Here is a 24,681-nt window from a genome sequence, read left to right on the forward strand (position 1 = left end):
TTAGCTCCTAAGTTGAGCTACGACAGCGATGTTGGTGGTGCCAGACGCGACTATAAAAAGTTCAACCAATGGCTGTGTTGGTATACCGAGATTCTTCGCCTCGACTATTGCCCGCGCAGCGCGCTGAGCCCTCGCAAAAGTTAGTCGCTGAAGATGTGGCGCAAGAACAGGAACTGCTTCGGCAAGGTCTGTTGGTCGCTCGGCAGGATCCAAGTCACGCCTCAACTCGATCCCCGAGGCAATCGCAACAATTGCAGCTTCTGCGGTTAATGCATGGCGAATGTCAAGCCGTGTAGCATCACTGAGGACCGCTTCTGCTTCTTCGCTTTCTGTATCTTGAATCGTAACGCACGCTAGTAACCTTCTAGATAACTCACCGCGGCGCGCATGTGCAGCAAGTGCAGGAAACCAAAATCGCGCGCCGGAGCGTTCTGCTCGGTTAATCACCACCAGCCTGGTCGACTCGTCAATTTCGTCTGAATTCGTGCCAGTGAGAGCAACGCCCAACGCTGTTTGAACGTTTGTACCGGGGCGTAGCCATAAATCTTCAAAGTTGATAATTGTCGGATCGCCTTCAAGTCGCGTTGATGTACCGTTCGCGAACATGGATTCTGCAACTAACAGAAAATCGTCAACATCCGGCCCTGTTAAAACGGGCACTTCACCTGCCAGCAGAAGTGCAAGGAATTGCAGCATGATTTCCTTACCTTTTTCCGAAAGAAGCTGCGAACTCTCAACAAACTCTTTAACGTCACTAGACATTAATGGTACACCTCGCTCCAGCGGAGAATGAAGTGCCAAAATTTTTTCACTAGCAGTATTTACCTGTGACTTCGCGAGGCTCGTAATTGCGACTAGCCTATCAATATTTATTAATACATCTCGTTCTTGATCACGAAGTAGCTGGAGTTGGCCATTGAGCGTATCGGATTTTTGGTCTAGCTCAACGAGCTCATCCTTCACGCGGCTACGTCGATCTGTGAACTCGTCAGCTTGTAACTGGAGAGCGATCACCAAGTCACCAAGGTCTCGATTAATTTCTATCAAACCGTTTTCTTTTCGCGCGGCTAGATCACGCTCTAACTCAGCATATCTATCATCGATTTTCTTTATGCGATCAAGGCGTAAAGATTCTATCTCTAAATCCAGTGACGCTATTCGCTCTTGCCGCAGGGTTATCAACTCCTCTTGCAACAATGTTTCGGCGCGAATTCGCAACGCGGTGCGCTCCTCTTCGGCAATCAGATCGGTTTTGGATTTGATCAAGCCTAAGATTCGAGAATCATTAATCATTGCGTTCACGAGCGAAGACAGCAGCGCCTGGTCGGAGGAAAGGCGCTTTGCAAGCTTGTCAGATCGAAGTGCATCATTGGCCGCAGCAATATCTACTGCATCGAGCGACTCTAAAGATTGCTTCGTCCTCCCGTGCTCTTCGAGCCAACCAATCGTAGCCTTTACCCGAGGATCGGACGCATTCGCGATAGATCGTATAACGCGCGCCGCATAAGCCTCGTCAGAGGACCAATCGTAGATTGCAGTTGGATCTCCTCTATGACGAAATTCGTATAGTTCAATTTCTTTCCCGCCAAGAGGAATGCGAGCGATGCAGTCAGGATCAAAAGGAAATGCAGGAATCTTTCCAGAAGCAGTAGCGAGGTGTCCAACACCTTGTATCTGCCTCAGTTCAACCTGCAAGATCTCGGTGTCCCGCGATCGCAAAATCCAGCTACCAGAGGCCTCTGTTGTTTTCAATTCATTAGATGCTATATATCGTTGGATCTGCGAAGCGTTGCCTAGATTCGACAAGTCAGCAAAGTGATGGAGTTTTTTATGTTCACCAACAATCCAAAATTTCTTCCCTTTTTTGGATAGCTGAAACATCTCCCATTCGCCGATCTTGATTGTCTTGGCATGGCTGCAATGCAGTTCGACTTCTTGGACTCCTCCAAATAGGTGTCGCGCGTTCTCGAGCGGTATCCACCCGGTTTCATCCAAACGAGCAATGACCTCTATATTCACTAATTTGTCATGCTCATGCCGGCTTACACAGTGCCCGGCATACCATGGTCGGCCAGAGCTAGCTACCATTAAAACCTCTCGTTGATTTATTCATTTGTATGACTAACTGATTATCTTTCCAGCCTGCTCGCAATCTTCCTTTGGACCTACGAACAGCAGCCATAATGGAACCCGCTGACTGCGATTCGCCGACTTTTATTCCGGCTATACAGCCCGGAAGTAGTGACAGAATCCAACGAGCATCAGATTCCGTTGCCGGATATGAATAAACCCCACCTGTCATTCCAGCGGCACGGAGTCGCCGTCTACGCAGAGCCGAAGCAAGGATGTCCGGTAGAGCGCCATCTTGCGCAATGCGCTCGATGCGATCGTCATGAAATCTAAATAGAGGGACCTTGGCTAAGGCATGTGCATGAGTAATCGCAGCGCACCTCGATAAGTAATTAAAAGAGCAGCCAATATGCTCAACGCAAAAGACGTCATGGTCCGTGCCATTTCGGTGCGATCGTCTAGTCAATCGGACACTATCTTCTACCGCCCCGGAAGACACGAATCGCTTTGCGTTCCAGCACCAAACTGAAGAAATGCGGTAATACTCCGCTTGCCGCTCAGTGCTAGCAAGAGCAAGCGGTGACTTGCTTGCTGAATCTACTTCCAAGGCGAGAGGCCACCCTAGTCGCTCAGCTAAAATTGCTGACGATAAGTTACTCGCTCCGATTACTGGTGCCGACCATCGGGTGTCATCTTGATGCCTAAACATACTTCCACCAAGACCTTCTACCGCTAAATTGAAGTCCTCAATTTGCCTGAAGCACAAGGCACCTTCCACCAAGGCCACCTCATTTTCGCCCCTGTGTGCTCGCACAATATGAGGTGGTACCAGTGTCCATACTCGGCCTTTCCATCCCTGCCGGAGTCGAGGCTCAATAATCCCCGCGTCCTGAAGGAGATGCAACATCATCCACGGGTCAGCCTCGAAATCCACAGCAGTACGTCGCACAAGGCTAACCAAGTCTGCCTCGTCCCATCCAGAACAACCATCAGCGTATACGGCCTCCAATAGCCATTTCATCGCTGAGCTTCCAAACTCGCGAACAGGACTCTCATCAGCATCGTATTTAGCGGATACCTTCACAACTCCATCCCAATCTTTCAACTGTTGCAATCTCTGACGAGTGCGACTTAGCGAGGAATGAGGCAAAGCATGTGAAATAAATTGAAGTCGTAATCGCCAAGGTGAGAAATACTCGCCGCGACGCAGCTCGGGTTCAACGCTATAGGTCCCGTTCAAAGGTTCTTCGGCAACAAGCCGCACAATGTTACCCACACCATTGCAATCAATAACAGGTGCGTCATTGACCTCAGCTGCTAGCGTAATCTGACTTGAGTCCGTCTCAATCGAAGGTAGGAAGCCAGGTAATCCCAGCCATCGCCCATAGACACGGATTCCGTTGAATACAGTGGGCCGAAAAATTGAATCGCCAGCGTCAACGAGAAGGCGTACTTGAGCGAATGCTGTTTCCACTGCATTAATTGACTTGGCTTCCGTCGTCATTCGCCAGGTTGAGTCACCCAATAGAGATCCCAAACGCATGCCCATCACGCTTTGAATTTTGGTCGAGAGTGCAACGAATACACGCTCATTGCAGCGCGTCAAATTGGCCTCGGCTTGCCAAAGCCCCATGCCGATCTGACGGAAAAATAGATAACCCTGATTAATTGCGGTCACAAAGTTCGAACTGGATGCGATACCAGTGTCCGCAAGCGCAGCTCCCAAAGTGACATAGCTTTGCATTTCGGAGCTTTGATATATAGATCGTCGAAACTCAGACTCTCCGTAGTCATTGAACGTCATTTGGAGAATAGCTTGCTGACGCGGTTCGTTATTTGCAGAGCTTCGTACACGGGTAATTAGGCGCCAGAAGCGATGATCCGCGAGGGCCCGGCGATGCAAGTAATAAGAACGTCGGAAATCTTCAAATGCATCTTTCAACCCATCCGATACATCATTGACCAATGGTTGAAAGGCGATAAATAACGCCGTCGGGCTATCTAAACCAATACTGTTTTCCGAAACAAAATTCTCAACTATCCGAAAGTCATGGCGAGTGGGAAAGGAAAGGCGCCGCGTATGACCGATTTGGTGCCATCCTCCTGGATCTGGCAGAACCAAGCGGCGAAATGGTTCACCTGCGGCCACGCGTTGCGCCAGCCACGCCTCAAGAGCCTTCCACATAGTAGCTATGCCTTGAAGGTCATTAAAGCTACGATCTATCCCAAGCCAGGACGCTAGTTTTTTCCTAAATGCACCACTGATGCTTTGGTGCTCATCCAAGAGACCATCGATGAATAAAGTCAGTACTAAATAGACAAAAAAACCAGGCACCTCCGACGCTGCTCTAGGATGGGCACCAACTTGGAGAACGTTCTCCAATGATGGATCCTTAACCAGCACCTCGTGAAATGCTTTTTCAACTTCGATTTCCTGAGTGTCAAGACCACATGCAATTGCAAGTGTTCCGGTAGACACCTCGAAAGCATGCAAATCACTGGAATCCCCGTCTCCTCCTACTGCCAGGAAGTATTTAACGAGAAGCCTTTCCCATCCGTCCAAAGTGCTTGGCGGCTCAGTAATTCTCATTTCATCAAATAAATTGCCTAGATTCTTCACACAGCATCCATGTTACTGCTCTAACGTCTAACGCAAAGTTTCCCCTACTGCATCGAGTCCAACGTGAAAGCAGTTCATCGAAAAGAATTTCAAGAAGCACGTGCACCTTACCTCACGGCAAGGCGAGTAACTTTTTATAAAGTGTACATCTAAAACATTGACAAATAGAAACTATATTTCTAAAAATACCAACGAAGTCGGTTTTTAATGTTGTGATATTTGAAGCGCTTTCTGACACTAGAAATCTGCAGGATACGCGCCCTTTTTAAGGTGAGATCGGAAATCAAAGGTGTTTTACCCGATTCCTGAAAATGCGATTTCGGTGCCGTAGCTTGATCCACTTCATAAAAACCTTGCACTACTTCAGTGCGCAAGATTTTCTTGCATATTATTCATACGCAATGTAATCTATCCCGTTAACCTAGGGGGAAACCATGGACGCGACGGCAATTCGCTTTCGGCTACACGCGTTACGCGAGCGTAAAAAAATGACTCAAGGGGAGCTTGCAACAGCTCTCGGATTCAAGGACCGTCAGACCTTGTCTCAAATTGAGTTGGGCGAGCGTAAGCTGGGTTTTGAAGAGATGGTGCGCGCGGCGGAAATTTTTGGTGTCGGTATCGACTTCTTTACTGATCCTTTTGAACTGGCCGGTGAAGGGAAATTTTCATGGCGCCAAACAAATGCAGACCCGGAAGCTCTAGATGAATTCGAGCATCAGGCTGGTCGTTGGATAGCCGCGTTTCGTCACCTGGGTAAACTTCGAGGGGACTCGATACACTCCTCGCTGCGCCGAGTCGCATTGACTACCAAGTCCACGTTTGAGGATGCGGCTGCGGAAGGAGAAGCTATTGGTGCCACATTGGATCTTGGCGATATACCATCAGCGCGTTTAGGTGAAGCTGTTCAAGATCGGCTAGACACCTTAGTTTTGTACATCGATACCGTGCGAGGTGTCTCCGGCGCTGCATGCCAGCTCGATCAGCTAAACGCGATTCTAATTAATCGCCGAGAACCTCTCGCACGCAGATCGTACGATTTGGCTCACGAACTATTTCACCTTCTAACCTGGCAAACAATGCCGCCAAAGCGTATCGAATCTAATTCCTTACCGGCAGAAAAAGATGAGAAACGTGTAGAGCAGTTAGCAGACAATTTCGCTGCAGGGCTATTAATGCCTACGCGAACAATTAAAACACTAGTTGCAAATAGCTCACCTCCACAAGGACTTGCTCTAGCTGGATGGATACGATCGTCCGCAACAAAACTTGGTGTGAGTGGCCCCGCTTTAAAGTGGCGATTGTTAAATATGGGAGTGATTAAGCTATCGCAACTAGATTCTTTGCCAGATGAAGTTCTAAGATCAAGTACTGAGGAAACCAATAATCATCTACCTGCCAGGTATAGCAAACGCTTTGTTTCCGCAATATCTTGGGGTATCGATGAAGGCCATGTTTCCGCACGTCGTGTCGCGCAGCTCTTAGCAATCTCAGTTGATGATCTTAAAGATTTATTTGCTGAGCATGGGCTTTCCACTCCATTTGATTTATAGGGAAAATATGACTTTTTTCCCTAAGCAGCGAGTACTTGTAGATACCAATGTAATTATTGAAGCCCATCGCACAGGTTGCTGGAATACTATTGCTAATTATTTTGCTCTTGAGACAGTCCAGAAAGTAATCGAGGAGACGCAAACTGGCGCGCAAAATAGGCCATCTGGGACACATATTGATGAGGCAAAACTTCGCGCATCAATGAAACATGTCGCGACGGTTACAGATGAAATGCGCGCAAAATTTCATCAGGCATTTCCTCAAGTACTTTTGGATGATGGAGAAAGAGACCTGCTCGTTTATGCTGGCACAATTCCTGTTGCCGAAATATGGCTATTGAATAGCCCTGACATGGCAGCAGTTCGACATGCACATAGCCGGGCATGGCTGGATCGTCTAGTGTCGCTGGAAATATTAAATGCACACCTTAAAGGCAAACTAGCAGCTACCCTCAAGGATAATTATTCCGAGCAGTGGCTAAGTATCCGCAGAACGCGTCTTATTTTAGGTTAATGCATTGAAGTGACTACTTTGCATCAACGCAATCGCTAAATCAGAGTCCTGTGAGCATGTTATTGGACAGGCCCGTTTCTTAGGCGCGAAGCTCTGGACCGACTTTCGCATATTTGGCGACGATTCCCGGCAAGTGGCGATGCCGATGCGCACGGCAATGGGAATTGTACAGATCAGCCCAACACTTCCCGTAACAGGCTGGTGCAATTGCCGATGTTAAGATTTTCCTCGTTCGGCAGATGAAGATAATGCACACCGGCCTTGTGTAGAGTCTCCCAGACTTCATCAAGATTCTTGCCATTTGTTGCGTACACCTTGATATAAAGAGGAGATGACTCAATAAATACGACGCTCACGTGGACTTGGCCGCGCCTCACTCCAAATGCCGATGCCCGACGCAGTCGTGGGACTCCCCCATCGCTGCTGACAGAAAGCCGTAAGTCGATCTCGCCATCTTCATCTGATAACGCAGTAATCGGCACCGTCCACCCGTCCTCATCGCTATCAGTAAGGAGATCGATATCCAGACCGTCCAATACTGAAAGCGCTTCGACCGCATCGCATAAAAATTGAGGGATGCTGTCGCGTTTCGCTGGATCAGTATTGAGCAACACGTCCAAATTCACTGGACGGATTCGTTGCTCAGAACCAGGCTCGCCCACAGCAGCCGACTCGACAGCTTGACCCACACGACCACCTGTGCGCCCAACGCCGTCGGTGGTCGCCAGCACTTTGTCTTTCCAGACCGGCTTTTTCTGCAAATCCGGAAAGCGTGGCTCTAGACGTACCTGAATCGTCTTCGGCGCCAGGCTATTTGATGCGTCCCGCTCTACAATTACTTGCTGAGGTGCATCGCTGACAGAACCCTGAATGAGGCTCTGGCGAGGAGACTTGCTGTTCGCACGAGAAAACACATTTTGTACTTTGTAGCGCAATGAGCGAAAGGGGAACGGATGAGAGCACGAACGAAGGCTATACACGAGAAATGTTGCCTCCGCTCGATCGCCCAAACTCAACCATTTCCCTGCGGCCGCCAAGGTAGTCGTGCCTTCGAATGGAAAGAAACCTTGCGGATAGATAGTCTGCCGGGCGACCGATGCTTTCAATGCCGACGTACCAATATGCATGGCAGCACGCCAGGCGATGGGATCCAAATGCAGCCGCCCTATATCCGCCGCTGATGCGCCAGATATTTTTTCGGCCAGCTCTAGGACAAGGCGCTTGGTGGTCGGATCGAATTGGGGACTGCCATAGAGAGTTTTACGCTGTAGGGGTGGCAGAAACAGCTTGGTGATTAGCCCGCTCGACGATCCAAAATAGAATCGAATCAGCTCGACGCAAGGAATGATCAGCTGACGGCCATCTGGCAGGTCCACCATCACGCAATAGGAATGCGTGCAGTTCAAATGCCATGGATGTTCCGACAGCGGCAACAGGAAACCCTTGTCGTCCAGGTTCAGGCCCGCCTTGACCAGATGAACTGTGCTGTCATCAATCTGCAGGTCGACGAAGCGTTCAAGCTGGTAGTCGGGGCTGGCTTCTAGTTTTCCGTCACGCCAAATGTCACCGATGCGCAGTAGCGGCAAAGTACCGGCCGAAACCCATACCTTGCGTTGAAACCGAGCAGGAGTGGTCGAGTCAGGGGAGAGTTGAACGGAAGGATCGTAATGAAAACTGCTATCGAGAACCTTGGAGAGGTGCACGAGCAGCGATGGCTGAGTCCGGCGGAATAGACGGTTCGGGAAAGCCAAATCTCCGAACCAATCTATTCGCCAAGAGTTATTGCCCTTGGTAAGAGCCGAGATAGAAGGTAACTCTTTGTTTATGAATGATTTTTTATGACCAAATACCATTTAAGCAGCATATGTTGTCTCATCAACTTCTGAATTTGTCTCGCTAACTTCTAATTTGTCTCATTAACTACTGATTTTTCACAATCATGCCGGCATCATGCGCCTGCTGGTCAGCATGGTAAGAACTGCGCACCATCGCGCCAACCGCCGCATGCGCAAAGCCCATTTTGTAGGCTTCCTCTTCGTACATCTTGAAGACGTCAGGATGGACATAGCGCCGCACCGGCAGGTGATTCCCGCTTGGCATCAGGTATTGGCCGATGGTCAGCATGTCGACATCGTGGGCGCGCATGTCGCGCATCACTTGCAGCACTTCTTCGTCGGTTTCGCCGAGGCCGACCATGATGCCGGACTTGGTCGGCGTGTTCGGATGCAGCGCCTTGAAGCGTTTCAGCAGGTTCAGCGAATATTCGTAGTCGGAGCCGGGACGCGCTTCCTTGTACAGGCGCGGTGCGGTTTCCAGGTTGTGGTTCATCACGTCCGGCGGCGCCAGGTTGAGGATTTCCAGGGCACGGTCCATGCGGCCGCGGAAGTCCGGCACCAGGATTTCGATGCGGGTGTTCGGCGACAGCGCGCGCACGTGGCGGATGCATTCGGCAAAATGGCCGGCGCCGCCGTCGCGCAGGTCGTCGCGGTCGACGCTGGTGATGACGACATAACTCAGTCTCAGCGCGGCAATGGTCTTGGCCAGGTTTTCCGGCTCATTGACGTCAAGCGGATCGGGACGGCCGTGGCCGACATCGCAGAACGGGCAGCGGCGGGTGCACTTGTCGCCCATGATCATGAAGGTAGCGGTGCCCTTGCCGAAGCATTCGCCGATGTTCGGGCAGCTGGCTTCTTCGCATACCGTCACCAGGTTGTTGGCGCGCAAGATGTCCTTGATTTCGTAGAAGCGCGAGGACGGCGAGGCCGCCTTGACGCGAATCCAGTCCGGCTTTTTCAGGCGTTCGATCGGGATGATCTTGATCGGGATGCGCGCGGTCTTGCTGGCGCCCTTCTGCTTTTCGGACGGATTGTAGCTGGCGGTAGCGACAGTAGCTTCGGTTGGCAGCGACGGCGTGGTTTCTGTGGTCATGGTCTGGTGGAGTCCCGGAGGGCGCTCGGTTAAATCGCGCAGTTAAATTCAGCAGTTAATTAACGGTAAATGTCTTCATCAGTTGGTGAGCAAGCGCTAACTGCATCTCTGAGAGAGTTATATCAACGCCTAGCGTTTTCATATCGACAGTCTGCAGGCCTTCGTAGCCGCACGGGTTGATCCAGGAAAATGGCGTCAGGTCCATGGCGACATTGAGCGATACACCGTGGTAGGTGCAGCCGCTGGCCTTGACTTTCAAGCCAAGCGCGGCGATTTTCGCACCCTGCCAGGCGCCGTCGGCGACATATATCCCGGGCGCGCCGGGCTTGCGTTCACCGGCCAGATTATACGCTGCCAGCGTGTCGATGACCGCCTGCTCGATACTTTGCACGAATTCGCGCACGAACAGACGTGCCGCGGGACGACGGCGGCGCAGGTCGAGCAGCAGGTAGATCACTACCTGGCCGGGGCCGTGATAGGTCACTTCGCCGCCGCGGTCGGTCTGGATCACCGGGATATCGTGCGGCGCCAGCACGTGGCCCGGATCGGCGCCCAAACCCAGCGTATAGACCGGCGGATGCTCGACTATCCACAGCTGGTCAGGCGTATCGGCGCTGCGGGCGGCAGTAAACGCGCGCATGGCTTCAAAGCTGACGGGGTAGGATTCGACGCCGCGATGGATGATCTGAAGGCTGGGCGGATGATCGGGGGAACGGAGTTGCTGCGCACTGGACATAAGCGCAAGTGTAACGAAAAAAGGCGGTCGGCGTGCAAAAGCGGCTGGCACGCCGACCCACCGTCAGGTCCTCAGGGGGCCAGTAAGGGTGCCAGTAAGCTCTCCGGAGATTGCCAGTTTGGCAATTCTCTAATGCGTTGCAGCCAGGCGGCGACACCCACCGGCAGCACGACTTCGGCGGCATCCGCCCAGAACAGATAGCCGCACAGCGAAAAATCCGCGATGGTGGGCAGGTCATCGATGATGAAGGCGCGGCCATCAGCCAGTTCCGCTTCCAGCTTAGCGATATCGACGTCAAACCGGCTTTGCAGCCAGCTGACGGCGCCAGGCGGGTAATCCTGCGGCGCAAAACTGCGCGCCCAGCGCAGCTGCGGCAGGCACATGCCGAGCCGGTTGGCTTCCCAGAACAGCCATTCACGGACACGCGCCATGCGCAACGGCGACTCGGCGCCAAAACCGCCGCTCAACTCGGCCAGATGCATCAGGATAGAGTCGGACTGGATATACGGCACACCGTTGTGCACCAACAACGGCACCTCGCCGAACTTGGCGAGGCTGCGGAACGGCTCCGGCCGCAAATGGCGAGGCTGGCCGATATCGATGGACTGATAAGTATGGGCAAGGCCGCTGACCGCCAGCATCAGCCCGACCTTGTAAGCATGTCCCGAATCGGCGTTGCCGTAGAACGTGATCTGATCCGGCATGTCCGCCATCGGATCAGCAGCCTGCCGCGGCGCCGTTTGGCATCAGGGTCTTGCTGAAGCCGGCACGGGCGCTGACTGCCGGCAGGCGGCCGGACAGTTGTTGCACCTGTACCACGCTGTTGCCCTTGTGGGCTTCGATCACGATCTGGCTATCGGCGGCGACGTGCAGGAATTGCCCTGCCGACAACCAGTAGTCGTCGCCCTGGCCGGACACCGTCACCCACACCCGGCCTTGCGTGATTTGCAAAGTTTGCGCCACTGGCGCGATGACTGACAGGGCTTGTCCAGCGCTGATTGCCAAAGACTCGTTAGCTAATAATTTTCTCATGATGCTGCTCCTTGAAACTGCTGGTATATTGACCGCTACATCCTCTTCAAGCGCTTGATATAGCCGTTCCTTGTTTCTACAGAGTCATTTTAATCAAGTACAGAGTGTTAACAAAACGAGTAATTTTCCCTTTCCTTGCTAGTTTTTCTCACACTAACCCGAGCCCGCCATGGCCGATCTCAGAAAACTGCCGAATCTCTCCGCTCTGCGCGCCTTTGAAGCCGCCGCCCGCAACGACAGCTTTTCGCGCGCCGCCGAAGAAATCTATGTGACGCCGGGGGCGATCAGCCATCAGATCCGCACGCTGGAACAGGAACTGGGCGTGCAGTTGTTCATGCGCCACGGCAAACGCATCACCATTACCGCCCAGGGCCAGCGTTTCGCCGCCACCATCCGTAAGTCGCTGAATGAAATCGCGCTGGCGGCCGAGGCCTTGAAGCTCGACGCCAAGCAAAAGCGCCTGACGGTCTCCGCCCTGCCCTCGTTCGCGGCGCGCTGGCTGGCGCCGCGGCTGTGGAAATTCATCGACCTGCATCCGGATACGGAAGTCGTGCTGCAATCGAGCAATCACCTCAATGATCTGGAAAGGGAACCGATCGACGTCGGCCTGCGCTACGGCCTGGGCAACTATCCCGGCCTGATTGTGGAAAAACTGATGGATGATTTTTACTATCCGGTGGCCAGTCCGCACTACCGCGACGGCAAGCTGCCGAAAACCCCGCAGGAACTGGAGCAGTGCAGCTTGCTGCGCATGGATACCGAATCGTCCTGGCTGCCCTGGTTCGAGGCGGCGGGAGTGGACCTGGTGGAGCCGACCGGCGGCTTGCTGATCGAGGATGCCTCGATGCTGCTGCGCTCGGCGTCGGATGGTTTGGGGATAGCGCTGACGCGGCATGCAATCGCGCTGCAGGAAATTGCCTCGGGCGAGCTGGTGCGCCTGTTCGATGTCGTGGCGCGCTGCCCTCTATCGTATTATTTCGCCTGCACCAAGGAGGCGATGGACAAGCCCCAGGTGCAGGCTTTCCATCGCTGGCTGACAGCCGAGGTGCGTGCTTTCAAGGCGCAAAGCGAATGGCCCGGAGAGCCGGGGGCCTGATCCGCATGGGACTTACAACACCATCTTGACCATCGGATGGGACGACAAGGCGCGATACAGATTGTCCAGCTGCTCGCGGTGGATGGCATACACATTGGCGGTCAGGCCGGTATAGTTGCCCTTGGACGAAGGCCGCACTTCCAGCTTGTCGATATGGAAAGTAGGATCATGCTGCAGCACCACGCCGACGATGGTCTCGACGAAAGCATCGTGCGTCGGTCCCATGATCTTGATGGGGAATACGCTGGGATATTCGATCAGGCTTTCTTCCGGATCGATGGGCTTGGTCAGGTCGGTCATGGTCTTTGCTCTTCAGTGATGTTGCAGACAGGTAGTTTACACCTAGCTTATCAGCGGTGCGGAATTCTGCAAGAATGACTTGCATAAATGAAAACAGGGTGGAAATATCCACCCTGCAACCATTTTCCCCACTACCCGAAAAAACCTGCTGCGTTCAGGCAGCGGCCTTGGCCTGCTGATAAGCCTCGTATAACTGCTGGTATATGGGGCCGGGGACGCCGTTTCCAATAGCCTTGCCGTCAATCGACACCACCGGCAACACTTCCTTGGTGGCCGACGACAGCAACACTTCGTCCGCGCCGAACACCTCTTCCCGGGTAATCCGGCGCGCCTCGAAAGGAATGCCGCCGGCGGCGCACAGTTCCTCGATCAGGCGATAGCGGATGCCTTCCAGGATCAAGTTGTCCTTGGGCGGCGCCATCAGCTTGCCGTGCTTGACGATCCACACATTGGAAGAAGAAGCCTCGGTCAGCCAGCCGTCGCGGAACTGGATCGCTTCCACTACGCCGTGCTCGGCCGCGTTCTGCGCCGCCAGCACGTTGCCCAGCAGCGAAATCGACTTGATCTCGCAATGCAGCCAGCGCTGGTCTTCCATCGCCACGCAGGGCACGCCGCTGGCGCGCAAGGCGGCGCTCGGCAGCACCAGCGGATTGGTCATGATGAACACGGTCGGCGTCAGCGGCTCCTTGGGAAAGGCATGGCCGCGCTTGGCGACGCCGCGGGTGACATGGATGTAGACCATCTGGTCATCCGCCGGATGGGCGGCGATGACGCCATTGATCAGCGCCATCCACTGCGCTTTGTCATGCGGATTTGGAATACTGATCTTGTCCAGGCTGCGGAACAGGCGCGCCAGGTGATGTTCCGCGCGAAATAATTTGCGGCCGTAGATAGGAACCACTTCATAGACGCCATCGCCGAAAATGAAGCCGCGGTCCAGCACCGGGATACGCGCTTCGGACAGCGGGGTCATGCTGCCATTGAGATAGACCAGCGGGTCTTGCATGATCGGATTCCTGAAAAAGTAGAGAAACCAATTCTGGCACAGCGGCGCCGCGCCGGGTATGCAAAAAAAGTATGTAGCGTGTGCCGCAACCGCCTGTATTCGCCGGCAGCCGCAACAGATGATTTTGTGCGGTAGCATGTGCGTAACTCAACTTCCGGGAAGCCTCTGCGCTTCCCCTGCCTCCCCGCCATGACCAAGCCCCTTACCCGTTGCGCCTGGGCCAATCCGGCCAATCCCCGTTATCTTGCCTATCACGACGAGGAATGGGGCCAGCCCTGCCACGACGAAGTGCGCCTGTTCGAAATGCTGAACCTGGAAGGCGCGCAGGCCGGCCTCAGCTGGGAAACCATTCTCAACAAGCGCGACAACTACTGGCGCGCGTTCGACGGCTGGAACGCCAAGAAGATCGCCCGCTACGACCAGGACAAAGTGGCCGCGCTGCTGGCCGACGCCGGCATCGTCCGCAACCGCCTCAAGGTGGCCGCCGCCATCAGCAATGCCCAGGCTTATCTGCGCCTGCAGGCTGAACTGGGCGGCCTCGATCCCTATCTGTGGGCCTTCGTCGACGGCGCGCCGATCCAGAACCAGTGGACACTGCTGGGCGGCAACCCCGCCAAAACCCCTTTATCGGACCGGATTTCCAAGGATCTGGCCAAGCGCGGCTTCAAATTCGTCGGTTCCACCATCATTTACGCGTATATGCAGGCGATCGGCATGGTCAACGACCATTGCGTCGAGTGCTTCCGCCACCACGCCGTACAGGAGTAATTGTTCGCGGAAGCGGTTGCGGGCGCTCACACAAGGTATCATCGCGCCATTCCACGATGCTGATGCGCTTGTCATGCGATGTTTGCCATGACAAGCGCCCTGCCATCCTGTCCCGCCTGCTGTCCCGCCGTTACTCCCACCCCAGGAATTCACATGACAACCGAAAGCTTTATCCCCGGCAAAGATGCCTCGCTAGAATCGTCCATCGGTTCGATGCAATCCAAGCTGGAAAAGCTCGGCTTTCATGTCGAAGAACGTTCCTGGCTGAATCCGATCGACGGCGTCTGGTCGGTGCACATCCGCGACCGCGATTGCCCGCTGCTGTTCACCAACGGCAAAGGCGCGTCGGAACAAGCTTCGCGCGCGAGCGCACTGGGTGAATTCTTTGAACGCCTGTCCTGCAATTATTTCTGGAGCCATTACTACCTGGGCGAAAAGAATGCAGATGCCGCCTTCGTCCATTACCCGCGCGAACAGTGGTTCAAGCTCAATGACGACGATGAAAACTGGCCGGCAGGCTTGCTGACGCCAGAGCTGCAAAAGTTCTACAACCCGGAAGGCACGGTCGACGCCACCACTCTGGTCGATTACAACTCAGGCAACGAAGAACGCGGCATCTGCGCGCTTCCCTACCTGCGCGAGCGTGACGGCGCCACGGTCTGGTTCCCGGTCAACATCATCGGCAACCTGTACCTGAGCAACGGCATGTCGGCCGGCAACACCGCTGCCGAAGCACGCACCCAGGCACTCTCGGAAATCTTCGAACGCGACGTCAAGTTCCGCATCATCAAGGAAGGCCTGTGCCTGCCGGACGTGCCGGAACAAGTCATCGCCCGCTATCCGCGCATCGCCGCCGGCATCCGTGAGTTGCGCGCCGCCGGTTTCGGTATCCTGGTGAAAGACGCCTCGCTGGGCGGCAAGTATCCGGTCATGAACGTGACCCTGCTCAATCCGCGCGACCAGGGCTGCTTCTCCAGCTTCGGCGCCCACCCGCGTTTCGAGATCGCGCTGGAACGCGCGCTGACCGAACTGCTGCAAGGGCGTGCGCTGGATGCGCTGGACGGCTTTCCTGAGCCGAGTTTCGACCGGGAAGAAATCGCCCAGTCGGAAAACCTGGAAATCCACTTCGTCGATTCCAGCGGCATCATCAGCTGGAACTTCCTGCGCGCCACACCGGACTTCGCATTCAGCGACTGGAACTTCAGCACTGCCACCGCCGAAGACTACGCCTGGTCGGTGGCCGCCATCCACGCCACCGGCCACGATATCTATGTCGCCGATTTCAGCCACCTGGGCGTGTACGCCTGCCGCATCCTGGTGCCTGGCATGTCGGATATCTATCCGGTGGACGATCTGGAATGGGACAACAGCAGTGTCGGCAACGATATCCGCGAACCGATCCTGTACTTGACCGACCTCGACGACGACGAATGCGCCGACCTGCTGGAAACATTAAATGAACTGGGCCTGGCCGACCAGCGTCCGGTGGCTGCCCTGATCGGCCTCGCCGCCGATGCCGGCTCGCTGTGGAAGGAGCTCCGCGTCGGCGAACTGAAAACCCTGCTGGCACTGGCCATCGGCGATCTCGACGCGGTGCGCGAAGGCTGCGACTGGATCCGCCATTTCAACCAGATCAGCGTCGAGCGCCAGCTGGTGTACCGCTGCATCGAAAGCTTGATCGGCCTGGGTGACGCCAGCGTGTATGCGGACGCGCTGCGGCAGTTGTACGGTGCCGCCGCCCTGCAACAGGCAGAAGCCCTGCTGAAACGCGAACAGCGCTTCTTCGGCCTGAATGCACCTGGCCTCAAGCTGGAAGGCTGTGAGATGCATCAACGTTTGCTGGCTGCCTATGGCAAGCTGAACGCCGCCAAGCTGGGGTAATTCAGGTAGCAACGACTACCCCGCTTCGGGGTCGTCGTTGGCCAGCACGTAAGCGACAGCGTCAGTCAACTGCTCGACCAGTTCCGGATCCATATATTGATATTCATCGGGAATATCCAGCACATGGATCCGTTTGTGTTCCAGCAAACGCCCGAACTCTGCCAGGATCCGATTCTTGTGCTTCTTTTCCATCACGAAGATCAGGTCCGCCCAAGTGATATCAGCAGCACTGATTTTTCTGCGTGCATTCGGGCTGGTACCCGCCGAACGGGCCTGGATCCCTGGCTGGCGCCGCCATACCTGCTCGCCTGTGGGGCTGCGCCACTGATTACGGCTACAAATAAAGAGTAATTTCGTCATTTGCCGGTGTGTTATTTATTCATCTGGCAGCATGGTACACGGCTCCGCGCCCCTTTTCGTCCGCCCTTCCTTCTGCTACATTGCCGCCATGCCTAAACTGACCTTAGACCGGATCCTGCAATCGCAGGGTTTCGGCAGCCGAAAATATTGCCGTGAGTTAATTGAAGATGGCGAAGTCGCCATCAACGGCGTCGTCGTGACCGATTACAAATCCGTGCCGGACACCGACGGCCTGGTGTTCACCCTGTTCGAAGAAGAATGGACTTACCGCGAGCATGTCTACATCGTGCTCAACAAACCCAGCGACATCGAGTGCTCGCGCAAGCCCAGCCACCATCCTGGAGTGCTGAGCATCTTGCCGGAACAGTTCAGCTGGCGCGACGTGCAGCCGGTCGGCCGCCTCGACCACGACACCACAGGCCTGCTGCTGATGTCGGACGACGGCAGCTTCATCCACGCCCAGTCCTCGCCCAAGCGCCACGTGCCCAAGCTGTACGTTGCCACTACGCATGAGCCGGTGACCGAAGAGCTGGTGCAAAGCCTGCTGGCCGGGGTCAAGCTGCATGACGAGCCGCAAACCCTGGCCGCCGTCAGCTGCCGCATGCTGGGCACACATGAAATCGAGATCGTGCTGGAACAGGGCAAATACCATCAGGTCAAGCGCATGCTGGTGGCCGCCGGCAACCATTGCACCGCCTTGCGCCGCACCGCCATCGGCGGCCTGACGCTGGAGGCGCTGGAACTCGAATTGGGAGAATGGTGCTACCTGGAGCCGGAACACCTGGCCCTGCTAGTGCCTAGCTAAGATGTAAAAAACACAGTTGGTAGGGTGGGCAATTTTTTGCCCACGCGTTGATCGCCAAATTCACTCGTGGGCACAGGTGCCCACCCTACGACGTAAAAAAAGCGCAGGGCCTGGGCCTTGCGCTTTCCTGTTTCCGGCCTTTACCGCAGCTTAATGCGAGCGGATCATGGTGCCGAAAGCCTGTTCGGTCAACACTTCCAGCAGCAGCGAGTGCTCAATCCGGCCATCGATGATGTGCACGGTGTTGACGCCCGACTTGGCGGCATCCAGGGCAGAGGAAATCTTCGGCAGCATGCCGCCGGAGATGGTGCCGTCCTTGAACATTTCATCGATTTCACGGGCCGACAAATCGGTCACCAGGTTGCCTTGCTTATCTTGCACACCAGCAATATTGGTCATCATGATCAGCTTTTCCGCATGCAGGATTTCAGCGATCTTGCCAGCCACGACGTCGGCGTTGATATTGTAGGCCTGGCCGTCGGCGCCAAAGCCGATCGGTGAAATGATCGGGATGAAGGCATCGTCCTGCAGGGCTTTGACCACCGCCGGGTTGATTGCTTCGATTTCGCCGACAAAGCCGATATCCAGGAATTCGCCCGGATGCTCGCGGTCCGGCATGCGGTATTTGCGGGCGCGGATCAGGCCACCGTCCTTGCCGGTCAGGCCGACTGCCTGGCCGCCGTAGTGGTTGATCAGCATCACGATATCCTGCTGCACTTCGCCGCCCAGCACCCACTCCACCACTTCCATGGTTTCTTCGTCGGTGATGCGCATGCCTTGCACGAACGTGCCTTGCTTGCCGATTTTCTTCAGGGCGTTGTCGATCTGCGGACCGCCGCCATGCACCACCACCGGATTCATGCCGACCAGTTTCAGCAAGATGACGTCGCGCGCGAAGCCGTGTTTCAGGCGTTCCTCGGTCATGGCGTTGCCGCCGTATTTGACGACGATGGTTTTCCCGTGGAATTGACGGATGTACGGTAACGCCTCGGCCAGAATTTCAGCTTTGATTCCTGGGGCAACGTTGGCAAGATCGTTGGTCAAATCGGCCATGAACAGTCCTACAAGAGATTCCCGGATAGCTGCCTGAGGAAGAATCGCGGCCCGGCGGGCGCCGGCGGCTAACGATTCTTCGGAGCCTGGGACAGCTGGCCGGAAGAGAATAAAAGGGTGCAAAGACTGCAACTCGGAGGAGTTAAAAATCGCTGCGCGATGGATCAGCGAGATTTTACATTGAAATGCGCAAGCTTAGGTGTGACAAGCGTGTGATGTGTTGCGCGGATATACCATGGCGGCCAAGATGGTTATCATGACGGCCGGGCCTTCCCGATTCACCTTCCGCGATTCACCTCCCCCTTAAGCAAAGGATAGCTGGAATGGCGCAATGCCCGATCTGTCAGCAAGCGTTTTTCTGCGGCGCCGGCCAGCATCCGGTCCAGCCTTGCTGGTGCAGCCGCTTGCCGCCGCTGGCCAACGCCAGCCTGGCCGCCTCGGCACTATGCTATTGCCCGGCCTGCCTGGAGCGCCTGCTGCAGGAACAAGCCACGGCCGCCCGCCAGGCAGCACCTGAATGATCAAGGGCAGCTGCGTACTTCCTGGGCCGGAAAATCGGTCTTGATCTTGTCGAACGCCAGCTTGGCGTCGCCGCCCATGTCGCGCAGCTGAAACGCTACCTTGCTGGAACTGACGCTGCGGGTGCCGACCTTGGCGCCGCTCAGGCCGCGCTTGGCCAGGCTGGCGACCTGCTTCTGCGCCGCCTCGTCGGTCTTGAAGATGCCGAGCGAGATGCCGTAGCGCAGCGCGCTGCTATCCTGGATCACGAAAAAGTCGTTGATGCCGAGGCGCCGCACTTCATCCGACTTCTTATCCGCCGCTTCCTTGCTGCCTAGCGAAGGCAGGTAGACCATGTGGCTGGCGACTTCCTGGATTTCCCGCCGCACAAACTTCAGGTTCGGCGTGCGCTCCGCCAGCTGGCTGGAAAAGCGGCGCGCTTCGGAAGCGCTGAAATTGCCGATCTCGGTGCAGGCCACCGACGCCAGGTCGGCTGCAGCCGGCGCGCCGGCTGCAGCGGGAGCGGGAGCGGACGCGCTTGCCGCGGCCGTGGCCGCAGGCGCGGCATCGCTGGCCACCAGCTTGATCTTGTCCGCCTGCAGTTGCTTGCCGATGCGGGCCGGCTCGCGGCCGTCGCTGTAGAGCGCGCCCAGATAGCCTTTTTGCATGGCAAACAGGGCGGCATTCGCCAGTAACAGCAGCCAAAAGATGAGTTTCAACATGTTTTAAATAGTCGCCGCTGCAGTTTGTAGACCGATCAATACCAGATTATCAACTGTTTCATGCCGGATGGACAGATACGGCGCGATCAGCGCCGCCGAGCCGCCCGCCACGATACAGCGTAGCGCCGTTCCCGCCGCCTGCTGTCCGAGCAAGGCAAAGCCGCGTTCGATCGCCCCGACCTGGGCGTTGATGCAACCACTGATGATAGCGCCATCCGTGTTGTCTGCAAACAGCGCATCAACCTGCACGTGGTCGGTGATATGCGGCAGCTTGGCGGTACTGCGTGCCAGCGAGGTCGCCATCAGGCCCAGTCCCGGCAGGATCATGCCGCCGCTGAAGACGCCCTCGGCGGTGACGGCGTCGATGGTGGTCGCCGTGCCACAGGTGGCCACCAGCAGCGTCTCGCGCGGAAACAGCTGCTGCGCGCCCAGCGCCGCGGCAAAACGGTCGCAGCCGAGCTGGGCCGGTTCGCGGTAGCCGTTGCGCAATCCCGCCAGCTGCGGCGGCGAGGCAAACCAGCCGGGCCGCACGGCGGCGCCGAACACGACTTCCAGCATGGTCTGCAGACGTTCCTGCATATGTTCGCCGGCCACATTGGAGACCAGTATCTGCGCCACTGCCAGCTTGCGCCAGCGTTCGCTCAGCATGGACAGCTCGGACAGCGCCGCCGAGCCGCTCTCCAGCCAGGCGCCCGGCGCCGCGCCGGCTGCCGCCAGCGCCCATTTGATGCGGGTATTGCCGACATCGATCAATAACATGGCCATGGCTCAGCCTTCCTTCACGCGCAATGAAATATCCCCGGCCATGATGGCCAGCGGGCTGGCGCCGCCGTCTGGCTGCAGCATCAGGCGGCCGATCTGGTCGATGCCAAGCGCCCGGCCTTCATGCAGCACCTTGCCCTGGTCCAGGATCAGCACTTGCTGGCCGGCAAACGCATGCAGCCGGTTCCAGCGCTCGACGAAGGTAGACAAACCGTGGCTTTCGAATTGCCGCATGTTTTGCGCCAGCGCGCTCAGCAACGAGGCCAGCAGCAGATCGCGGTCTTGCGCGGCCGGCGCCGGCAAGCTGGCGGCACGCTGGCCGATCTGCTCCTGCAGCGGCTCCGGTATGCTGAGGTTGATGCCGATGCCGATCACCGCCCACACTTGCTGGTCGGGCGCAGTCGCGGTCTCGATCAGGATACCGGCCAGCTTGCGCCCGCCCTGCAGCACATCGTTGGGCCATTTCAGCTGCACCGCAACGCCGAAATCGGCGAGCGTCTCGGCAATCGTCACGCCCACCGCCAGCGGCAGGCCGACCAGCGCGTGCAAGGGCGCGGCAAACGGCCAGGCCAGCGAAAACGTCAGCGCCGCCGCCGGCGCCGTCAGCCAAGTGCGGCCGGCGCGGCCGCGGCCGGCGGTCTGGGTTTCCGCCGCCAGCAAAGTCGCCGCGCTGAGGCTGCGCTGGGCAACCCGCGCCAATAGGTCGGCATTGGTGGAACCGGTCTCGGCCACCACCTCGATCTGGCAATGCTCGGCGTGATGGCCGGCAAAGGCAGCGATGCGGGCGGACGACAAATGGCCCGTGGATGATGTTGGTGCAATAGTTTGTGCAGTCATGCCGCGCATTGTAGCGGGAGTTATGGCGGAATGCGGCCGGCAATGCAGAGTTCCGCTATGGAAAACAGTACCGGCGCCTGCCATCGCTCCGGATTTTCATTTCATAACAGGCAACTACTCCTTGCTATTACACTTTCCCTACAAGTTTTATCACTACTGCAATAGTGCTAAGCGCGATTCTCCCTTAAACTGGTGCGATGCCGAATCCCGATTCCTCTACGCCCGTTCTCGACGTTACAGATGGCAGCCTGGTCGCCGCGCGCGGCAACTGGCAGGTGCATGCCCTGACCCGGCCGGGCGTAATCCAGGCCATCGAAGCCAAGCTGAAAGGCTTGAGCCGGCAATCGGCCGCGCTGCGCTGGGACCTGTTGCAGATCGGCACGCTCGACCATATCGGCGCCCAGCTGTTGTGGAATGCCTGGGGCAAGCAGCGGCCGCCGCAACTGACCGTGGCGCCGCAGCACCGCGACTTTTTCCAGCGTCTGGCCGACGCCGGCCCGCTGCAGCTGCCGCCCAAGCCGCCGCGGCGGCGCCTGTTCAACGCCATCTACGACATGGGCAGCGACACCCTCGGTCACATGGCCGGCTTCATCACCCTGCTGGGACAGCTGGTGCTGGATTTCCTGCGCATGCTGCAGGTGCCGCAGCGCGCGCCCTGGAAAGAAATTTCCGCGAATATCTATCATGTCGGCTACCAGGCGCTCGGCATCACCGCACTGGTCGGCTTCCTGATCGGCGTGGTGCTGTCTTTCCTGTCGGCGCAGCAGCTGCACACCTTTGGCGGCGACATCTACCTGGTCAACATCCTCGGCATGAGCATCATCCGCGAACTCGGACCGCTGTTAGCTGCGATCCTGGTGGCCGGCCGCTCCGGCTCGGCGATCACCGCCCAGCTGGGCGTGATGCGGGTCACCGAAGAACTGGACGCGATGCTGGTGATGGCCTGCCGCACGGCTTCCGCCTGATCCTGCCGCGGGTGCTGGCCTTGCTGGTGGCGATGCCCTTGCTGGTGATCTGGACCGACGCCATCGCCTTGCTGGGCGGGATGACGGCGGCGCAATTGCAGCTGGGCTTGTCGCCGACCTATTTCCTGCAGCAGCTGCCGAATGCGGTGCCGCTGCCGAACTACCTGATCGGCCTCGGCAAAGGCGCGGTGTTCGGCGGCCTGATTGCCATGGTGGCTTGCTATTTCGGCCTGCGCATCGAACCGAATACCGAAAGCCTGGGCCATGGCACCACCACCTCGGTAGTGACCGCGATCACCATCGTGATCGTGGCCGACGCCATCTTCGCCATCATTTTCAGCGGCGTGGGGTTCTGATGGATAACACACAACTAAGCACGCAACTGAGCATCCAGCCAAGCAGCCAAGCGAGCGCCCAGCCGATTATCGAGATCGACAAGCTGTGGACCCAGTTCGGCCCGGTGGTGATCCACCAGGACCTCGACCTGCGCGTCGCCGCCGGTGAAATCGTCGGCCTGGTAGGCGGCTCCGGTTCCGGCAAGACCACGCTGGTGCGGCAGATCCTTGGCCTGAACCGTCCAACCAAGGGCAAGGTCAGCGTATTCGGCACCGACATCAGCCAGGCCGATGTGGAACAGATGTATGCGTTGCAAAACCGCTGGGGCATGCTGTTCCAGCAAGGCGCGCTGTTTTCCGCGCTGACGGTGCTGGACAATGTCGCGCTGCCGATGCGCGAGCTGCGCGCCCTGCCCGACAAGCTGATCCGCGACGCCGCCCTGCTCAAGCTGCAGATGGCCGGCATCGGCCCCGAACACGCGCTGAAGATGCCGTCCGACCTGTCCGGCGGCATGATCAAGCGGGTAGCACTGGCGCGCGCGCTGGCGCTGGAACCGGAGCTGCTGTTCCTGGACGAGCCGACCGCCGGCCTCGATCCGGCGTCCTCGGCGGCCTTCATCGAGCTGATCCGTTCGCTGCACAAGGACATGAGCCTGACCGTGGTGATGATCACGCACGACCTGGAACCGCTGCTGGCGCTGTCGACCAAGATCGCGGTGCTGGCGGACAAGCACGTGATCGCCTACGACACGCCGGAACGCGTCATGAAAGTACGTCATCCCTTTATCGAGACATTTTTTCTTACAGCCAACCGCTATGAACACGACACTTGCGGCTAGGCAGCAGTTGGCTGCATAGATAGGAAACGCCATGGAAAACAAAGCACATGCCCTGATTGCCGGCCTGTTCACCGTGATCTTGCTGATCGCGGCGATCATCGGCGTCATGTGGTTCAACAGCGACCGCGTCGAGCGGGTGCCGTATGAAATCGCCACCAAGCTGTCGGTGCCCGGCCTCAATCCGCAGGCCGATGTCCGCTATCGCGGGCTGGATGCCGGCAAGGTCGATGCGATCACCTTCGATCCCAAGTTTCCCGGCCAGATCCTGATCAAGATCAAGATCAATCCGGACACGCCGGTGACGCAGTCCACCTTCGCCACCCTGGGTTACCAGGGCGTCACCGGCATCGCCTATATCCAGCTGGACGACGACGGCAGCAAGCCGGTCAAGCTGGCCAGCAGCAAGCAGCATCTGGCCCGCATCGAGCTGCGCCCCAGCCTGTTCGACAACCTTCAGAGCAAGGGTGCGATCATCCTGTCGCGCGCCGACGAGATGATCAACAAGCTCAACGACCTGCTCGATCCGGCCAACCAGAAAACCATGGTGAAAGCCTTCAGCGACGTCAGCGATACCGCCAACGCCTACCGCGACATCCCGCAAAAACTGGAGCCGACCATACGCCAGCTGCCGGCCCTGACCGGTGAACTGAACCAGGCGCTGGCTTCGGTGACCGCGCTGTCGAACAACATGAGCGTGCTCAGCAAGAACCTCAACAGCCTGACCGCCAGTCTGCAGGGACCGGACGGCGCCGTCACCAACCTGACGGGCGCGGTGCAGAATATCGGCTCGGTGGCCAGCGGCGTCGAGTACGATACGCTGCCGCGCTTCAATACCCTGACCAATGAAGCGCGCAGCTCGATGCGCACACTGAACCAGACCCTGGATCACTTCAACCAGCAGCCGCAAAGTATCCTGTTCGGCAGCAAGGCGCTGCCACCGGGTCCGGGCGAAGCGGGCTTTGTCGCACCAAGCAAATAAACCGTAGGGTGGGCAGGGGGTTCTG

Annotated in this window: 23 protein-coding genes and 1 pseudogene; 10 read left to right on the forward strand and 14 right to left on the reverse strand. The window is 57.0% G+C overall.

Annotated elements, in window-relative coordinates; genetic code table 11:
* A complete protein-coding gene (locus CPter91_RS23980; RefSeq protein ID WP_061945151.1) occupies positions 1 to 2,019 on the reverse strand; it encodes a hypothetical protein in 2,019 nt (672 codons plus the stop codon).
* Between the two features lie 58 nt (positions 2,020 to 2,077).
* On the reverse strand, positions 2,078 to 4,690 hold the full coding sequence (locus tag CPter91_RS26790; protein ID WP_150119800.1) for a hypothetical protein: 2,613 nt from the start codon (positions 4,688 to 4,690) through the stop codon (positions 2,078 to 2,080).
* A gap of 434 nt (positions 4,691 to 5,124) precedes the next feature.
* On the opposite strand from CPter91_RS26790, the gene CPter91_RS26115 reads away from it, so the two are divergent.
* Positions 5,125 to 6,240 (forward strand): XRE family transcriptional regulator, encoded by a 1,116-nt coding sequence (locus tag CPter91_RS26115; RefSeq protein ID WP_082793206.1) that lies wholly within the window; start codon positions 5,125 to 5,127, stop codon positions 6,238 to 6,240.
* Between the two features lie 7 nt (positions 6,241 to 6,247).
* Positions 6,248 to 6,754, forward strand: coding sequence for a hypothetical protein (locus tag CPter91_RS26120; RefSeq protein ID WP_082793208.1), 507 nt, complete (start codon positions 6,248 to 6,250; stop codon positions 6,752 to 6,754).
* 173 nt (positions 6,755 to 6,927) lie between these two features.
* Here the strand turns inward: CPter91_RS26120 and CPter91_RS23985 are convergent, their stop codons facing one another.
* The 5 genes from CPter91_RS23985 to CPter91_RS24005 form a co-directional block, all read right to left on the reverse strand.
* On the reverse strand, positions 6,928 to 8,607 hold the full coding sequence (locus tag CPter91_RS23985; protein WP_061945153.1) for a hypothetical protein: 1,680 nt from the start codon (positions 8,605 to 8,607) through the stop codon (positions 6,928 to 6,930).
* A 67-nt stretch (positions 8,608 to 8,674) separates the two neighbouring features.
* The gene (lipA, locus tag CPter91_RS23990; protein ID WP_061945155.1) at positions 8,675 to 9,682 is read right to left on the reverse strand and encodes a lipoyl synthase; all 1,008 of its coding nucleotides are present in this window, start codon (positions 9,680 to 9,682) and stop codon (positions 8,675 to 8,677) included.
* 55 nt (positions 9,683 to 9,737) lie between these two features.
* A complete protein-coding gene (gene lipB, locus CPter91_RS23995; protein WP_061945157.1) occupies positions 9,738 to 10,418 on the reverse strand; it encodes a lipoyl(octanoyl) transferase LipB in 681 nt (226 codons plus the stop codon).
* A 71-nt stretch (positions 10,419 to 10,489) separates the two neighbouring features.
* Entirely contained in the window at positions 10,490 to 11,122 is a 633-nt protein-coding gene (locus CPter91_RS24000; protein ID WP_061946595.1) for a glutathione S-transferase family protein, read from the reverse strand.
* A gap of 13 nt (positions 11,123 to 11,135) precedes the next feature.
* Positions 11,136 to 11,450 (reverse strand): DUF2917 domain-containing protein, encoded by a 315-nt coding sequence (locus CPter91_RS24005; protein ID WP_082793210.1) that lies wholly within the window; start codon positions 11,448 to 11,450, stop codon positions 11,136 to 11,138.
* 169 nt (positions 11,451 to 11,619) lie between these two features.
* Between CPter91_RS24005 and gcvA the strand changes: the two genes are divergently transcribed.
* Positions 11,620 to 12,546 carry a transcriptional regulator GcvA gene (gene gcvA, locus CPter91_RS24010; RefSeq protein ID WP_061945161.1) on the forward strand — a complete coding sequence of 309 codons (927 nt, stop codon included), beginning with the start codon at positions 11,620 to 11,622 and terminating at the stop codon, positions 12,544 to 12,546.
* 12 nt (positions 12,547 to 12,558) lie between these two features.
* Here the strand turns inward: gcvA and CPter91_RS24015 are convergent, their stop codons facing one another.
* Entirely contained in the window at positions 12,559 to 12,846 is a 288-nt protein-coding gene (locus CPter91_RS24015) for a DUF493 family protein (RefSeq protein ID WP_061945163.1), read from the reverse strand.
* Positions 12,847 to 13,000: 154 nt separating this feature from the next.
* The gene (locus CPter91_RS24020; RefSeq protein ID WP_061945164.1) at positions 13,001 to 13,852 is read right to left on the reverse strand and encodes a D-amino acid aminotransferase; all 852 of its coding nucleotides are present in this window, start codon (positions 13,850 to 13,852) and stop codon (positions 13,001 to 13,003) included.
* Positions 13,853 to 14,041: 189 nt separating this feature from the next.
* On the opposite strand from CPter91_RS24020, the gene CPter91_RS24025 reads away from it, so the two are divergent.
* Positions 14,042 to 14,620, forward strand: coding sequence for a DNA-3-methyladenine glycosylase I (locus CPter91_RS24025; protein WP_061945166.1), 579 nt, complete (start codon positions 14,042 to 14,044; stop codon positions 14,618 to 14,620).
* Positions 14,621 to 14,773: 153 nt separating this feature from the next.
* Positions 14,774 to 16,501: a 30S ribosomal protein S12 methylthiotransferase accessory factor YcaO gene (gene ycaO / locus CPter91_RS24030; protein WP_061945168.1), complete on the forward strand. Its 1,728-nt coding sequence runs from the start codon at positions 14,774 to 14,776 to the stop codon at positions 16,499 to 16,501.
* Between the two features lie 15 nt (positions 16,502 to 16,516).
* Here the strand turns inward: ycaO and CPter91_RS24035 are convergent, their stop codons facing one another.
* A complete protein-coding gene (locus tag CPter91_RS24035) occupies positions 16,517 to 16,861 on the reverse strand; it encodes a low molecular weight protein tyrosine phosphatase family protein (RefSeq protein WP_061945170.1) in 345 nt (114 codons plus the stop codon).
* Positions 16,862 to 16,949: 88 nt separating this feature from the next.
* On the opposite strand from CPter91_RS24035, the gene CPter91_RS24040 reads away from it, so the two are divergent.
* A complete protein-coding gene (locus tag CPter91_RS24040) occupies positions 16,950 to 17,666 on the forward strand; it encodes a pseudouridine synthase (RefSeq protein ID WP_061946596.1) in 717 nt (238 codons plus the stop codon).
* Between the two features lie 150 nt (positions 17,667 to 17,816).
* On the opposite strand, the gene argB is transcribed toward CPter91_RS24040, so the two are convergent.
* On the reverse strand, positions 17,817 to 18,719 hold the full coding sequence (gene argB / locus CPter91_RS24045) for an acetylglutamate kinase (protein WP_038493964.1): 903 nt from the start codon (positions 18,717 to 18,719) through the stop codon (positions 17,817 to 17,819).
* Positions 18,720 to 19,042: 323 nt separating this feature from the next.
* Here argB and CPter91_RS24050 point away from each other — a divergent pair, with 323 nt between their 5' ends.
* Positions 19,043 to 19,240 (forward strand): cysteine-rich CWC family protein, encoded by a 198-nt coding sequence (locus tag CPter91_RS24050; protein WP_061945172.1) that lies wholly within the window; start codon positions 19,043 to 19,045, stop codon positions 19,238 to 19,240.
* Here CPter91_RS24050 and CPter91_RS24055 read toward each other — a convergent pair whose 3' ends face one another.
* From CPter91_RS24055 to CPter91_RS24065, 3 genes are read right to left on the reverse strand one after another with little or no spacing between them, the layout of a single operon-like run.
* Positions 19,241 to 19,939, reverse strand: a complete 699-nt coding sequence (locus CPter91_RS24055; RefSeq protein ID WP_061945174.1) for an SPOR domain-containing protein — start codon at positions 19,937 to 19,939, stop codon at positions 19,241 to 19,243.
* Positions 19,940 to 19,942: 3 nt separating this feature from the next.
* Positions 19,943 to 20,704: a type III pantothenate kinase gene (locus CPter91_RS24060; protein WP_061945176.1), complete on the reverse strand. Its 762-nt coding sequence runs from the start codon at positions 20,702 to 20,704 to the stop codon at positions 19,943 to 19,945.
* Positions 20,705 to 20,707: 3 nt separating this feature from the next.
* Positions 20,708 to 21,538: a biotin--[acetyl-CoA-carboxylase] ligase gene (locus CPter91_RS24065; protein ID WP_236905900.1), complete on the reverse strand. Its 831-nt coding sequence runs from the start codon at positions 21,536 to 21,538 to the stop codon at positions 20,708 to 20,710.
* Positions 21,539 to 21,735: 197 nt separating this feature from the next.
* On the opposite strand from CPter91_RS24065, the pseudogene CPter91_RS27495 reads away from it, so the two are divergent.
* The 3 genes and pseudogenes from CPter91_RS27495 (at position 21,736) to CPter91_RS24080 (ending at position 24,656) form a co-directional block, all read left to right on the forward strand.
* Positions 21,736 to 22,859 (forward strand): annotated as a pseudogene (locus tag CPter91_RS27495) (MlaE family ABC transporter permease).
* On the forward strand, positions 22,859 to 23,677 hold the full coding sequence (locus tag CPter91_RS24075; RefSeq protein ID WP_061945180.1) for an ABC transporter ATP-binding protein: 819 nt from the start codon (positions 22,859 to 22,861) through the stop codon (positions 23,675 to 23,677). Before CPter91_RS27495 ends, CPter91_RS24075 begins: the two are co-directional and overlap by 1 nt.
* Positions 23,678 to 23,708: 31 nt before the next feature.
* A complete protein-coding gene (locus CPter91_RS24080; protein ID WP_061945182.1) occupies positions 23,709 to 24,656 on the forward strand; it encodes an MlaD family protein in 948 nt (315 codons plus the stop codon).
* The last annotated feature ends 25 nt before the right edge of the window (positions 24,657 to 24,681 follow it).

Source organism: Collimonas pratensis (genome assembly GCF_001584185.1).
Lineage (GTDB): Bacteria > Pseudomonadota > Gammaproteobacteria > Burkholderiales > Burkholderiaceae_D > Collimonas > Collimonas pratensis.